The 12,813-nt window shown below is 71.9% G+C and carries 13 protein-coding genes and 1 pseudogene; 5 read left to right on the top strand and 9 right to left on the bottom strand.

The window, feature by feature from the left end; all coding sequences use genetic code 11:
• Position 1: 1 nt before the first annotated feature.
• The 3 genes and pseudogenes from recX (at position 2) to ACZ3KJ_RS30655 (ending at position 2,617) form a co-directional block, all read left to right on the top strand.
• Positions 2–760, top strand: coding sequence for a recombination regulator RecX (gene recX, locus ACZ3KJ_RS30645; RefSeq protein WP_467531740.1), 759 nt, complete (start codon positions 2–4; stop codon positions 758–760).
• Between the two features lie 144 nt (positions 761–904).
• Positions 905–1,251, top strand: a pseudogene (locus tag ACZ3KJ_RS30650) (FtsX-like permease family protein); the annotation flags it as partial.
• Positions 1,252–1,651: 400 nt separating this feature from the next.
• Positions 1,652–2,617 (top strand): sugar ABC transporter substrate-binding protein, encoded by a 966-nt coding sequence (locus ACZ3KJ_RS30655; RefSeq protein WP_467531742.1) that lies wholly within the window; start codon positions 1,652–1,654, stop codon positions 2,615–2,617.
• Positions 2,618–2,661: 44 nt separating this feature from the next.
• Here the strand turns inward: ACZ3KJ_RS30655 and ACZ3KJ_RS30660 are convergent, their stop codons facing one another.
• From ACZ3KJ_RS30660 to ACZ3KJ_RS30695, 8 genes are all read right to left on the bottom strand, one after another.
• The gene (locus ACZ3KJ_RS30660; RefSeq protein ID WP_467531907.1) at positions 2,662–3,063 is read right to left on the bottom strand and encodes a rhodanese-like domain-containing protein; all 402 of its coding nucleotides are present in this window, start codon (positions 3,061–3,063) and stop codon (positions 2,662–2,664) included.
• Positions 3,054–3,626 carry a cupin domain-containing protein gene (locus ACZ3KJ_RS30665; RefSeq protein WP_467531744.1) on the bottom strand — a complete coding sequence of 191 codons (573 nt, stop codon included), beginning with the start codon at positions 3,624–3,626 and terminating at the stop codon, positions 3,054–3,056. Before ACZ3KJ_RS30665 ends, ACZ3KJ_RS30660 begins: the two co-directional genes overlap by 10 nt.
• An 86-nt stretch (positions 3,627–3,712) precedes the next feature.
• Positions 3,713–3,826 (bottom strand): putative leader peptide, encoded by a 114-nt coding sequence (locus tag ACZ3KJ_RS30670; RefSeq protein ID WP_373428926.1) that lies wholly within the window; start codon positions 3,824–3,826, stop codon positions 3,713–3,715.
• A gap of 90 nt (positions 3,827–3,916) precedes the next feature.
• The gene (locus ACZ3KJ_RS30675; RefSeq protein ID WP_467531745.1) at positions 3,917–5,548 is read right to left on the bottom strand and encodes an FAD-dependent monooxygenase; all 1,632 of its coding nucleotides are present in this window, start codon (positions 5,546–5,548) and stop codon (positions 3,917–3,919) included.
• A gap of 175 nt (positions 5,549–5,723) precedes the next feature.
• Positions 5,724–6,632, bottom strand: a complete 909-nt coding sequence (locus ACZ3KJ_RS30680; RefSeq protein WP_467531747.1) for an amino acid ABC transporter permease — start codon at positions 6,630–6,632, stop codon at positions 5,724–5,726.
• Positions 6,629–7,297: an amino acid ABC transporter permease gene (locus ACZ3KJ_RS30685; protein ID WP_467531748.1), complete on the bottom strand. Its 669-nt coding sequence runs from the start codon at positions 7,295–7,297 to the stop codon at positions 6,629–6,631. Before ACZ3KJ_RS30685 ends, ACZ3KJ_RS30680 begins: the two co-directional genes overlap by 4 nt.
• 234 nt (positions 7,298–7,531) lie before the next feature.
• A complete protein-coding gene (locus ACZ3KJ_RS30690) occupies positions 7,532–8,377 on the bottom strand; it encodes a glutamate ABC transporter substrate-binding protein (RefSeq protein ID WP_467531750.1) in 846 nt (281 codons plus the stop codon).
• Positions 8,378–8,470: 93 nt separating this feature from the next.
• Positions 8,471–9,247, bottom strand: a complete 777-nt coding sequence (locus ACZ3KJ_RS30695; RefSeq protein ID WP_467531751.1) for an amino acid ABC transporter ATP-binding protein — start codon at positions 9,245–9,247, stop codon at positions 8,471–8,473.
• Between the two features lie 325 nt (positions 9,248–9,572).
• Between ACZ3KJ_RS30695 and ACZ3KJ_RS30700 the strand changes: the two genes are divergently transcribed.
• Complete coding sequence (locus ACZ3KJ_RS30700) at positions 9,573–10,259, top strand: response regulator transcription factor (RefSeq protein WP_467531753.1); 687 nt, start codon at positions 9,573–9,575, stop codon at positions 10,257–10,259.
• A gap of 9 nt (positions 10,260–10,268) precedes the next feature.
• Positions 10,269–11,681 (top strand): sensor histidine kinase, encoded by a 1,413-nt coding sequence (locus ACZ3KJ_RS30705; RefSeq protein WP_467531754.1) that lies wholly within the window; start codon positions 10,269–10,271, stop codon positions 11,679–11,681.
• 85 nt (positions 11,682–11,766) lie between these two features.
• On the opposite strand, the gene ACZ3KJ_RS30710 is transcribed toward ACZ3KJ_RS30705, so the two are convergent.
• On the bottom strand, positions 11,767–12,765 hold the full coding sequence (locus ACZ3KJ_RS30710) for a TAXI family TRAP transporter solute-binding subunit (protein ID WP_467531756.1): 999 nt from the start codon (positions 12,763–12,765) through the stop codon (positions 11,767–11,769).
• Positions 12,766–12,813 lie beyond the last annotated feature (48 nt).

Raw genomic sequence — 12,813 nt, forward strand, 5'->3', positions numbered from 1 at the left:
CGTGACACGACGAACGGACTGGGCCGAGTACGACGCCCACCCCGGCGTCCCCCGGGAGCCGGGGAGCCGGGACGGCGCCGGCCTCGCCCGGGGCGGCGACGACCGGCCGCCGGCCGACGGCCGCCGCTACGGGAGCGACGACGGCGGCCGGGGCGGTGCACGCGGCGAGCGTGGACGCCGCCGGCGCGGTTTCGGGGAGCCGTCCACCGAGGACGAAGGCACCTTCACCTCGTCGAGGGCCGGGAAGGGGGAGCCTTCAGGGGACCCGGCTGAGCGGGCACGGGCGATCTGCCTGCGCCTGCTCACCGGGACCCCGCGCACGCGGAAACAACTCGCCGACGCGCTGAGCAAGCGGGAGATTCCGGATGACGTGGCCGAGGAGGTGCTCTCCCGCTTCGAGGAGGTCGGGCTCATCAACGACAGCGCCTTCGCGGACGCCTGGGTCGAATCCCGGCACCACGGCCGTGGACTGGCCCGGCGCGCGCTGGCGCAGGAACTGCGGACCAAGGGTGTCGACTCCACGCTGATCGACGAGGCGGTCTCCCAGCTCGACTCCGAGCGTGAGGAAGCGACCGCCCGCGAACTCGTCGACCGCAAACTGCGCTCGACCCGCGGCCTCGACCGCGACAAAAGGCTCCGCCGCCTCGCCGGGATGCTCGCGCGCAAGGGCTACTCCCAGGGCATGGCCCTGCGCGTGGTCCGGCAGGCGCTGGAGGAGGAGGGCGAGGACACGGACTTCCTCGAGGACGGGGACTTCTGAGGCCGGCCCCGGCCCCGGCAGTGGGCCCTGGCCCCGATCCGGCCTTGGCCCCGATCCGGCCTTGGGCCCGCGGCCCGACCCTGCCCCGGCACGCGGCCATGACGGGGGCGTCGGGCCGCCGTTCGCCGTTCCCGAGCTGATGACTCCACCATCGCCGTCGTCAACACGTTGGCCATGTCCGTCTCCGAACGGGTGAGCGAGTTCGCGCTGCTGCGTCTCGCCGGGGCTACCCGCCGTCAGGTGCTGGGCGTGCTCCGCATGAGGCCCTGTCCCTGCTGCTCCTCGTCACGCCCCTGGCAGCGCCGTCGCCCTGTCCGTCCGGACGGCGTTCAGCGTCGGCATGACGGGCCGGGCCGCGCCCTCGGTCACGTCCCTCGCCTACGTCACGGTCGTCGCCGGGGCCGCGGCTCCTCGCGCTCGTCGCGACCGCGCTGCCCGGCCGTGTGGCGCTCAGGGTTCGCGCGGTGACGGTGGCCACGGCCAAGGGGTGACCCGGGCGGAGCGGCCCGCCCCGCCTGTCGAGCGTTCGAGGCTAGGGGATGTCGCGCCGGACGAGCCCCCTGCGGAGCGCAGGATTACCTTGCGTTCCCGGGAGGGTGAGGTCCCGACGGCCCGGTTGTACCGTCTGCCTCCGTCGCGCCGCCGCAGGGAGCCCTTCGGTCCTGTGCGAACCCCTGGTCTCGTGACCCTCATGCCCGCACAGCCGCCGCGACCCGCACATCCCATACCACCTCGCACATCCCACACCACTCGCACATCGCACTTCACCTCGCATGTCCACTTCACTCGCACGTCCCACCACCTCGCCCATCGGCGCATGCCACGTCACCTCACGCATGCCATCCACCTCGCACGCCCCACTCCACCCGCACGTCCGAAAGGCGCCCAGCCATGCCCGTGTCCGTCCGCTCCCGAAGACCGCTGGTCGCCTCCGCCCTCGGCATCTGCCTGCTGAGCGGCTGCGGACTGTGGGCGCCGCAGGAGACCACGGGCGGCGTCACCGGGCAGATCACGCTCGGCTTCGTCAACGGCGGCACCTCCGAGTTCCACACCTGTCTCCAGGAGTCCGTCCGGCTCACGGCGCGCAACAACAACGTGGAGCTGCTCACGGCGAACTCGCGTCAGGACGCCGCGACGGAGGCCGCCAACATCGAGGATCTGATCGCCTCGGACGTCGACGCCCTGATCGTGCAGACCGTCGACGTGGACGCCCTCAAGGGCGACATCGCCAAGGCCAGGAAGGCGGGTGTGCCGATCTTCCTCACCTCGGTCGCCCCCGACGACACCTCCGACATCCTCGGTGCCGTCGTCGTCGACCTGGAGGAGGTGGGGAAGCTGGACGCCGGGTGGATCGAGAAGGACGCCGGCGGCCGCGCGGTGTCGGTCGGGGTGATCGCGGGAGCCCCCGGCGCCGCCTCCGACGTTCTCGTCGACGCCTTCACCGACGGGCTTCCGGACAGTGCCGAGGTCGTCGCCAGCCGGCCCGGCATGTACGACCCCGACACGGCGCGGACCGTGGCCGCGGACATGGTGCGGGACCATCCCGACCTGGACTACGCGTTCGTCGCCAACGAGGAGATGGCGTTCGCCGCCCGGAAGGCCTTCGACGCGGCCGGCGCGAAGGACGTCCGGATCGTGACGGTCAACGGCACCGACGAGGCGCTGGCCGCGCTCAAGGACGGCCGGTTCTCCGCCACCGTCTCCAACTCGGCCGCCGACACGGGCGAGCTGGCCGTGGAGAACGTCATCTCGCTGCTCCGCAAGGAGCGGGCCGACAAGATCGAGGCCACTCCCGTCCGCCTCGTCACCGCAAACAACGCGGACACGGCCCCGCTGTACTGCCCGCCGGCCGGCTGAGCCCCACGCGCGCGTGGGGCCCCCGCCCGTCCCGCTCCACGGCTCTACGGCGTCACCGGCAGCCCCGCCGCCCGCCATGCCTGGAATCCGCCCACCAGGTCGGTGGCCCGGTGCAGACCCAGCCGGTGCAGGGAGGCGGCGGCGAGGCTCGACGCGTAGCCCTCGTTGCAGACCACGACGATCCGCAGGTCGTGGCCGGTGGCCTCGGGGGCGCGGTGACTGCCCTGGGGGTCGAGGCGCCACTCCAGTTCGTTGCGTTCGACGACCAGGGCTCCGGGGATCAGACCGTCCCGCTCACGCAGGGCCGCGTACCGGATGTCCACGAGCAGCGCCTCGCCCGCGTGGGCGGCCTCGTAGGCCTCCCGGGCCTCCACGCGCGCGTACCCGGAACGCACCTGTTCGAGCAGCTCGTCGATGCCCGGGGGCCGCGCACCGCTCACTGCCAGTCCTCCGGGCGCTCGACCTGCTCCAGACGCAGGACCTGTCCGGTGCGGCTGTAGCGGCGGATGCGGGGCAGCGGCGGGTAGTAGGCGTGCACGGAGATCGCGTGTTCCTCCGTGGACTCGTTGAGCACTTCGTGGACGTGGTGGTGTCCGAAGGCGCGGCCCTTTCCGGCCGGAAGCCGGCGCTCCCGGTCCACGCCCTCCGTCAGCTCCAGGGTCTTCCAGCCGTCGGTGGGCAGCCGCGCGGCGAGCGAGTGCTCCTTCAGCTCGCCCCGCGCGGTGAGGAAGGCGCCCAGCGAGTCGGCGTGGTCGTGCCAGCCGGTGCCGGTGCCGGGCGGCCATCCGATCAGCCAGGCCTCGCTGCCGCCGGGCCCCTCCAGGCGCACCCAGGTGCGGCCTTCGGGGTCGAGGGGGAGCGAGGCGATCAGATCGGTGTCGGCGGCCGTACGCCGGACGAAGTCGAGGAGGTCCGCCTGCGTGGGCGCGGCGACGGGCGCGGCGGCAGAGAAGGAGACAGGGGCGGAGGCAGGGGTGGAGGCAGGGTCGACGGAGGGGGAGACAGACACGGGTACCGTCCTGGGAACGTTCGCGGAGGAGCGCGCGACGGCGCGGGAGCGCTCGGCGGGGCGCGCAGGGGGAGAAGGTTGCGAATTCAGCAGGACGGACGACACACGCAGCCCGCGTAGCGGACGAGGTCCATGTGGACCCTCCGCCACAGGCGCACATCGGTGTCGGTCACGATCCGGAGTACACCATGCCGGTGCACACCGGTCAACTCGCTGTCACCATGCGGACCGCACGGTGACGGTGTGTGCCGGCGGGCGGCCGCCGATCGCGGCGGCCGTCGCTCGTACCGCTACTTCGCCCCCGCCCCGGCCTCGGCGCCCGCCCCGGCGTCGGCCCCGGCTCCGGCCTGCGCGCCGGCCGGACCGCCCACCGCCGCCTCCGCCGCCGCGTACAGGTCGGCCGGGCGCACCCCGCCCAGCGCCGCGACGAGATGGCCGTCGGGCCGGATCAGCAGGACGGTGTGGGCGGCCGCCCCCGGGTAGCTCTCGGCCACCAGCAGCTCGGCCGGACAGGGCAGCGCCGTCACGGCGGCGGCGAGCCGGGGCATGACCCCGGCGCCCACCCAGTGCTTGCGCTCCCACACCCCCGTGCCCGGTGCGATCAGCAGGACGAGCAGGGCGCCCCGGCCCAGCCGGTCCGCCAGCCGTACGGAGGAGCCGTCCTCCGCCGTCACCCGTACGTCCTCCACCGGCGAGCCGGGGAGCGTGTCCACGGAGACCTCCGACTCCAGCCGCCCGGGCGCGAGGGGGGAGGCGGCGTACGTGCCCGGCGCGCCCAGCGGGCCGCGGCCCAGATGACCGTCCGTGAGCAGCGCGTCGTGACCGCGGCCGGAGCCGGGGACGTACGCCCTTATGCCGCCGCCGCTCCGCAGCAGCGGCAGTGCCTGGTCGGCGGCGCGCAGCCGGGCGGCGACCACCGCGCGGCGTTCCGTCTGGTAGCTGTCGAGCAGTCCCTCGTGCGGCCCGTGGTGCCAGGCGAGGGCCAGCTTCCAGGCGAGGTTGTCGGCGTCCCGCAGGCCCTCGTCGAGGCCCTGGGTGCCGAGCGCGCCGAGCAGGTGGGCGGCGTCCCCGGCGAGGAAGACCCGTCCCGCGCGCCAGCGGCGGGCCAGCCGGTGGTGGACCGTGTGCACCCCGGTGTCGAGCAGTTCGTACACGGGGGCCGTCTCGCCGCTCCATCCCGTGAGGGTCTCGCGGATCCGGCCGACCAGCAGCTCCGGCGTGACGAGGTCCTTGCCGGGCGGCAGCAGCCAGTCCAGCCGCCAGACGCCGTCCGGCAGCGGACGTCCGGTGACCTCCCCGGCGGACGGTCCGGACGTCCGCCAGGGCGGCATCCGGTGGAGCAACGCCTCACCGGCCCAGGGGAGTTCCGTGCGCAGCGCGGCGACGGCGTGCCGTTCCACCGCCGTACGGCCGGGGAAGCGGATGTCCTGGAGCTTGCGGACCGTGGAGCGGGGGCCGTCGCAGCCGACCAGGTAACTCCCGCGCCACCACGTGCCCCGGGGGCCCCGGGTGTGGGCCGTGACGCCGGAAGGTTCCTGCTCCAGGGCGTCCAGGCGGCTGTCCACGGCGATCCGCACCAGCCGCTCGCGCGCGAGGGCGGCGCGCAACGCGCCCGTCAGCACGTGCTGGGCCAGGTGCAGCGGGGCCGGTCCGCCGTCCTCGAAGGTGATCTCGCGCGTCACCTGCCGGCGCCGCATCGCCCGCCATCCGGTCCAGCGCAGCCCGGCCCCGGCCAGGGACGTTCCGGTGAGCCGCTCGACGAGGGCCGTGGTGTCGTGGCGCAGGACGACGGTGCGTGCGAGGCGCGGCTCGTCCTTGCCCGGGCCCTCGTCGAGGACGATCGAGGGAACCTCCTGACGTGCCAGTGCCAGGGCGAGCGTGAGCCCCACGGGCCCCGCTCCGACGATGATCACCGGTTCCACGGCGTGGCGCCCCCTGCCCGCGACGGTGTCCTCAGGGACGTGGGTGAACAAGAGGTTGGAGCAGGGTGCACGATCACAGAACGTATGCAACCCATTGCCACCGCTTGCGTCAAGCGACGGAGGCAGTGGCGAGCACGCCACTGCCTCCGTACAGGTCACGCCGCCTGAGTGCGCGTCAGGCCTTGTCGGCCTGGCCCGCCCCGTGGAGGCCGCCGACCTCCGCCGCGTTGATGTCGTCGACGTCCTCGGCGCCGAGCACCGCGCCCGTGCCGCGCTTGCTGCGCCGCAGGCGGCCCTCCAGCCAGGAGGCGAAGGAGGTGAGGAGGAAGTTCAGGACGATGAAGATGATCGCCACGACGATGAAGCTGGGGACGACGTTGGCGTAGTTGGCCGCCAGCGTGCTGCGCGCGTTCAGCAGCTCGGTGAACCCGAGCATCACGCCGCCCAGCGCGGTGTCCTTCACGATGACCACGAGCTGGCTGACGATGGCCGGCAGCATCGCGGTGACCGCCTGCGGCAGCAGGATGCTGGTCATCGTCTGGCCCTTGCGCAGACCGATCGCGTACGCGGCCTCCGTCTGGCCCCTGGGCAGGGCGAGGATGCCGGCCCGGACGACCTCGGCGAGGACCGAGGCGTTGTACAGCACCAGGCCGGTGACGACGGCGTACAGGGGCCGGTCCTCGCTGCTGACGCCCGTGGAGCGGACGTAGAACTCGTTGGCGAACAGCATCAGCAGCAGCACCGGGATGGCCCGGAAGAACTCGACCACCACGCCGGCCGGGACGCGCACCCAGCGGTGGTCGGACATACGGGCGATGCCGAAGAACGCGCCCAGCGGGAGGGCGATGACCATGGAGAGCGCCGCGGCCTTCAGGGTGTCGCCGAGGCCGGGCAGCAGGTAGGTCGTCCATGCCTGGGAGGTGGTGAACGGCTCCCACAGCGCCCATTCGAGCTGCTTCTTGTCGTCCATCTTCTGCCAGATCCACCACAGCGCCAGGACCAGGAGGACCACGAAGAGGACCGAGAGGAGGACGTTGCGCCGCCGGGCGCGCGGTCCGGGGGTGTCGTAGAGGACCGAGCTCATCGCTTCACCGCCAGTCGCTTGCCGAGCCAGCCGAGCAGCAGGCCGGTGGGAAGGGTCAGGACCACGAAACCGAAGGCGAAGACCGCGCCGATGGCCACCGTCTGGGCCTCGTTCTCGATCATCTCCTTCATCAGGTAGGCGGCTTCGGCCACGCCGATCGCGGCCGCCACCGTGGTGTTCTTGGTCAGGGCGATCAGGACGTTGGCCAGGGGGCCGATGACCGAGCGGAACGCCTGCGGCAGCACGATGAGCGACAGCGTCTGGGTGAAGCTCAGCCCGATCGCGCGCGCCGCCTCGGCCTGGCCGAGCGGCACGGTGTTGATGCCGGACCGGATCGCCTCGCAGACGAAGGCCGCGGTGTAGGCGACCAGACCGAGCACCGCGAGACGGAAGCCCTGGAGTTTGAAGTCGTCGGCCGCGCCCATCGTCATGCCGAAGATGTCGGCGAGGCCGAGCGAGGTGAACACGATGATGACGGTCAGGGGGATGTTCCGGACGATGTTGACGTAGGCGGTGCCGAACCCGCGCATCAGCGGGACCGGGCTGACCCGCATCGCGGCCAGCAGGGTGCCCCAGACCAGGGAGCCGACGGCGGAGAGGAGGGTCAGCTGGACCGTCATCCAGAACGCCGCGAGGACGTCGTAGCCTTCAAGAAAGTCGAACACGATCTCCCGCGCTTCCGGGTGTGTGGCGTACGTGGAGGGAGGGCGGACGCGCCGCCGCCGTGATCGCGGCGGACGGCGGCGCGCCCGCGGAACCCCACGTCGGCCGCGGGATTCCGGGTCCGGTCGGCATCCTCCCGTCGGCCCGCCCCTCGGGCGGACGACGGGAGGGCGCCGGCCGGACCTACGGCAGCGAATGCCGCATGGCGTGCGGAGGACGCCTCATGTGACGACGCCTTACTTGACGACGACACCGATCTTCGGCGCCGGCTCGTTCTCGTAGTTCGCCGGGCCGAAGTTGGCGTCGACCGCCTTCTCCCAGGAGCCGTCGGAGACCATCTTCTCCAGCGCGGTGTTGATCTTGTCGACGGTGGCGGTGTCGCCCTTCTTGACGCCGATGCCGTAGTTCTCGTTGCTGAGCTTCTCGCCCACCAGCTTGAACTGGCCCTTGTACTTGTCCTGCGCGGCGAAGCCCGCGAGGATCGAGTCGTCCGTGGTCAGCGCGTCGACCGCGCCGCTCTGGAGACCGGCGACGCACTCCGAGTAGCCGCTGTACTCACGCAGGTTGGCCTTCGGCGCGATCTTGTCCTTGACGTTCTGCGCCGAGGTCGAGCCGGTCACGGAACACAGGTTCTTGCCGTTGAGGTCCGCGCCCTTGGCGATGTCGGCGTCCGCCTTGACCAGCAGGTCCTGGTGGGCCAGCAGGTACGGGCCCGCGAAGTCGACCTTCTGCTTGCGCTCGTCGTTGATCGAGTACGAGGCCACGATGAACTTTACGTCGCCACGGGCGAGCGCGTTCTCGCGGTCGGCGCTCTTGGTCTCGACGAACTCGATCTGGTCCGCGTCGTAGCCGAGCTCCTTCGCCACGTACGTCGCCACGTCGACGTCGAAACCGGAGAAGGAACCGTCCGGCTCCTTCAGGCCGATACCGGGCTGGTCGTACTTGATGCCGATCTTGATCTTCTCGCCGCCGCTGGACCCGGAGCCGCTGGAGGCGTCCTTGTCGTCGCCGCCGCACGCGGTGGCGGACAGGGCGAGGGCGAGGACGGCGGCCGAGGCGGCGGTGACCTTGCGAAGCTTCATGGTGAACTTCCTTTGGGTGGTGCCTTCGGGTGACGAAGGGTTACGGGCCGTCGAAAGGCGGGTGACGCAGGTCGTCGGGCGCGCCGGGGCGCGTCAGTGGTGCAGGATCTTCGACAGGAAGTCCTTGGCGCGGTCGCTGCGCGGGTTGCTGAAGAACTGGTCGGGCGCGGCCTGTTCGACGATGCGGCCGTCCGCCATGAACACCACGCGGTTCGCGGCCGACCGGGCGAAGCCCATCTCATGGGTCACGACGATCATGGTCATGCCGTCCCGGGCGAGCTGCTGCATGACCTCCAGCACCTCGTTGATCATCTCCGGGTCCAGGGCGGAGGTCGGCTCGTCGAAGAGCATGACCTTCGGTTCCATGGCCAGCGCCCGCGCGATCGCGACGCGCTGCTGCTGGCCGCCGGACAGCTGCGCGGGGTACTTGTCGGCCTGGGTGCCCACGCCGACCCGGTCCAGCAGCTCGCGGGCCCGCTCCGCGGCCTGCTTCTTGTCGGTCCTGCGGACCTTGACCTGCCCCAGCATCACGTTCTCGAGCACCGTCTTGTGCGCGAACAGGTTGAAGGACTGGAAGACCATGCCGACGTCGGCGCGCAGCCGGGCCAGCGCCTTGCCCTCCTGGGGCAGCGGCTTCCCGTCGATGGTGATCGTCCCCGCGTCGATCGTCTCCAGGCGGTTGATGGTGCGGCACAGGGTGGACTTCCCGGACCCGGAGGGTCCGATGACCACGACGACCTCACCGCGCTCGATCGTCAGATCGATGTCCTGGAGAACGTGCAACGCGCCGTAGTGCTTGTTGACGCTCTTCAGGACGACCAGTTCGCCGGGCGCGGCCGCGTCTTCCTTGGCCACCGATACTTCGGTCATCGCTCTCAGGCTCCGTCCTCCTCGGTTTCGGAGGACAGTAGTAACCAGTCTCGACCAGCGTCATTACATCTGAGAAAGATCTGAGCATCACGATCCGATAGCAATCGGACACGTGTCGTAGCACTGGTGATCAGCGCGCGTATCGGCCGGATAACGGAAGCGGCGCGCAACCGGAACGCACTTGACGGCGTCCTCGTCCATCAGCGTGACTGCCATGGTGCGCACGCGAGTGCGCACCGCTGTCGCGCGCGGAACCGCACGCCCCGGGTGCACGACCGGGTCTACCGGGCCGGGCCGTACGACCGATGAACCGAAGGGGGCCGGGATGAGGCTGCTGCTCGTCGAGGACGACAACCATGTCGCCGCCGCGCTGTCCGCGGTCCTGAGGCGGCACGGTTTCGACGTCACCCACGCGCGCAGCGGCGAGGAGGCGCTCCGCGCGCTGGTCCCGGAAGGCCCCGGTTTCGGCGTCGTCCTGCTCGACCTCGGCCTGCCCGACCAGGACGGCTACGAGGTCTGCGGCAAGATCCGCAAACGCACCTCCACCCCGGTCATCATGGTGACGGCCCGCTCCGACGTGCGCTCGCGCATCCACGGCCTCAACCTCGGCGCCGACGACTACGTGGTGAAGCCCTACGACACCGGGGAGCTCCTCGCCCGGATCCACGCCGTCAGCCGGCGCACCGTCCCGGAGGACCCGGCCGAGGCCGGCGAGGGCGCGCTCGGCCTCGGGCCGGTGCGGATCGAACTGCCCACCCGGCGCGTCACCGTGGACGGGACGGTGGTCCAGCTCACCCGCAAGGAGTTCGACCTCTTGGCCCTGCTCGCGCAGCGCCCCGGCGTCGTCTTCCGCCGGGAGCAGATCATCAGCGAGGTGTGGCGCACCAGCTGGGAGGGGACGGGGCGCACCCTGGAGGTGCACGTCGCCTCCCTGCGGGCCAAGCTGCGCATGCCCGCGCTGATCGAGACCGTACGCGGCGTCGGCTACCGGCTCGTCGCCCCGGCCGGGTAGCGGGGACCGTTGCGCACACGTCTCCTGCCGCTGCTCATCGTGCTCATGGCGGCCGTGCTGCTCGCGCTGGGCGTGCCCCTGGCCGTCAGCGTGGCCGGCGCCCAGCAGCAGAAGGTCGTCGTGGACCGTATCGACGACACCGCGCGGTTCGCGGCCCTCGCCCAGTTCGTCACCACCCCGACCGCCGGCTCCGGCGAGGCGTCCACGTCCAACGACGAGCGGCGCGTGACCCTCGGCCGCGAGCTGACCAGCTACTACGAGGTCTACGGCATCCGCGCCGGTGTCTTCTACCGCAGCGACACCCCCATGGCCCACGCCCCGAGGGACTGGTACCTGCCCGAGACGGGTGAGGTCAGGGACGCGTACGAGGAGGCCTTCCTCAGCCGCCGGAGCCATGACCCGCGGCAGGTGTGGCCGTGGCAGCGCAACCGCCTGGTGGTGGCGTCCCCGGTGATCCGCGACGGTGACGTCGTCGCCGTCGTCGTGACCGACTCGCCCACCGGTGCGATGCGGTCGCGGATCCTGCACGGGTGGCTGGTGATCGGCGCGGGCGAGATCGCCGCGATGCTGCTCGCCATAGGGGCGGCCCTCCAGCTGACCGGCTGGGTGCTCAAGCCCGTACGCGTCCTGGACACCACCACCCACGCCATCGCGAGCGGCCGTCTGAAGTCCCGGGTCGCGGTCGCCAGCGGCCCGCCGGAACTCAGACGCCTGGCCAGGTCGTTCAACGAGATGGCCGACAACGTCGAGGACGTGCTGGAGCAGCAGCGCGCCTTCGTCGCCGACGCCTCCCACCAGTTGCGCAACCCGCTCGCGGCGCTGCTGCTGCGCATCGAACTGCTCGCCTACGAACTCCCCGAGGGCAACGAGGAGATCGCCTCCGTCCAGAACGAGGGAAAGCGCCTCGCCCAGGTCCTGGACGACCTGCTCGACCTCGCCCTGGCCGAGCACAGCGAGGCCGACCTGCGGGTCACCGACATCGGCGCGCTGGCCGCCGAGCGCGTCGCGGCCTGGGCGCCCACGGCCGAGGCCAAGGGCGTCCGCCTGCTGGGCGACTGCCCGCCCACCACGGCCTGGGCCGACCCGGTCACCCTGTCCAGCGCCCTGGACGCGGTGATCGACAACGCGGTGAAGTTCACCCCGGAGGGAGAGAGCGTGGAGGTGGCGGTCGCGGCCGACGGCGAGACCTCCACCGTCGTCGTCACGGACAACGGACCCGGTCTGACCGACGAGGAGCTCGCGCGCGTCGGCGACCGGTTCTGGCGCAGCGGCCGCCACCAGAACATCAAGGGCTCCGGCCTCGGCCTGTCCATCTCCCGGGCCCTGCTCGCGGCCGGCGGCGGTTCGCTGTCCTACGACCGCCACGAGCCCACCGGGCTGAGGGTGACGGTGTCGGTGCCGCGGTCGCGGCCCGTGGCCTGAGCCGGCCGGGGGGCGGGTGCGTCCACGGCCGGCCTACGGCTGGACCGGCCGGTCTGCGGCTAGGTCTACGGCTGGACCGGCCGGGCTACGGCTTGACGGACCGGTAGTAGCGTCGTGCGCCCTCGTGCAGGTCGAGCGGGTCGGTGTAGATGGCGGTGCGCAGGTCGACCAGCTGGGCGGAGTGGACGTGCGCACCGATGCCGTCCCGGCTCTTGATCACGGTCCGGGTCAGCCACTCGGTGAGCCGGGCATCGGTGTCCGTGCGGGTCATCAGCAGGTTGGACACCGCGATCGTCGCCACGGTGGCGCCGTTCTGGATGGTGGGGTAGGCCGACTCGGGCATGTTGGTGGCCCGGTAGTAGCCCGTGGTGTCGTCCTGCTCGTGCATCCTGGCGACCAGCGCGGCGTCGATCGGCACGAACCGGAAGCTGAATCCGTCCGCCAGCTTCTCCAGCCCGGCAGTCGGCACCCCGCCGGACCAGAAGAACGCGTCGATCGTGCCCTGCTTCAGCTGCTCCGGCCCGGTGTCGATGCCCTCCGACACCGCGCTGAGGTCCTTCGCCGGGTCCAGGCCCGCCGCCTTGAGCACCCGGTTGGCGATCAGCCGCACACCCGAGCGGGGCAGGCCCGTGGCGACCGTCCTCCCCTTCAGGTCGGCGACGGACCGGACGTCCGAGTCGCGCGGCACGACGAGCTGGACGTAGTCGTCGTACAGCCGGGCCACACCGCGCAGCCGGGCGGCCGAGCCGGGGTACTGCGCCTCGTACGTGGCGACCGCGTCGGCCGCGGCGATGGTGAAGTCCGCGCGGCCCTCCGCCACGCGCGCGACGTTCTCCTGCGATCCGTTGCTCGTCGTCAGGTTCACGTCGAGGCCGGGCATGTCCTCGGCGAGCTCGGTGCGCAGACGGGTGCCGTACTCGTAGTAGACGCCGCTCGTCGTGCCCGTGCTGAAGGTGATCGATCCGCTCGGCGGATCCTCGCCCAGGGGCAGCAGCCACCACAGCAGCAGCCCGAGCACGACGACGCCGGCGGCCGCGCCCTGGAAGGCCCGGCGCCTGCCGACAGGGGGGAGCGCCTTGGACATGAGCGCGATCCTGCCAGGCCGGGACGGGGACTGGCCAGGGCGGGGTTC

This window comes from Streptomyces sp. NPDC003248 (assembly GCF_055563235.1).